Source organism: bacterium endosymbiont of Bathymodiolus sp. 5 South, assembly GCF_900128535.1.
Classification (GTDB): domain Bacteria; phylum Pseudomonadota; class Gammaproteobacteria; order PS1; family Pseudothioglobaceae; genus Thiodubiliella.
In genome coordinates, this window is the sequence record NZ_FQTR01000404.1 from 1 (window position 1) to 904 (window position 904).

1 protein-coding gene is annotated in these 904 nt (G+C 39.7%); it reads left to right on the top strand.

Going from position 1 to position 904, the window contains the following annotated elements:
* Positions 1-39 precede the first annotated feature (39 nt).
* Positions 40-904: hypothetical protein (locus BBROOKSOX_RS11810; RefSeq protein ID WP_180324069.1), on the top strand; the 865-nt coding region annotated here is incomplete at its 3' end.

Genomic DNA, 904 nt, shown 5'->3' on the forward strand with positions numbered 1-904 from the left:
TGCCATTCAGATAAGTGTGGCAACAACGGTAACAGTTTTGTGTCAAATTTGAAAGAAAGTTTACAGAACAAGGGTATACCTACTGAAGTCGAGGGCCATAAAGGATATGTTGGTGTGAATGGTGAGGGTAGAGTGGTTCAAGGTGATAAAGTGCCTGAAGATAGCAGAATGATGGAAAAAAGAGAAGCAGAGCAAGTATCAAAGAAAAAAAGAAAAAGGCTGGGCGAGGAAAAACAGCAAGAAAAACGGGAAGAAAGAGCACAAGAAAAGCTGGATAAAGAATTAATAGATATGGAGCCCCAACAACAGCCTGGCACCTTTGGAATGTCACAAAGACCACAGAAAAAAGTTAAAACAATCTCTTGGGATCAGGGGGTAAGTGAGCTAAGGGGTGGTATGCATCATGGATGGTTAAAAGACCTTTGGGTTGGCGAGGCTCACGATAGAGCATCAGGGAAAAAGTTGTTTATAGATCTATTTACCGATGTTATTGAGATTTCCAATGTTATTTTAGAGGATACTTCAAATAGACCTAGATCTAGACATAGTAGACCTACAACTCTTATTGATAATATAGACAGGTTAAGAAGTCTTCTTTCGGCGGTGCTTCCGAGTTTAAATAAAAGAGATCTAGAGGAATTAGCGCAAGCGACCTCCTCTATGTACCAGTTAATAAGCAGTAAAAAAACATTCCTTATTGCTAGAGATGCTTGGAAAGATCATGTTCAAGAGCGTAAAAAAATGCAATTAGATGGAGAGGGTGAGGCAATTATTTTAGTTGGGGCTAAGCATATCTTGTCGCATAAGGTTGACATGTCATACTCAATGTACAACGCAAACGCACATCCTGCTTATCAATACTTTAATGCAGATAAGAGCGTTGCTTTGGTGGCAGGGCAATCAA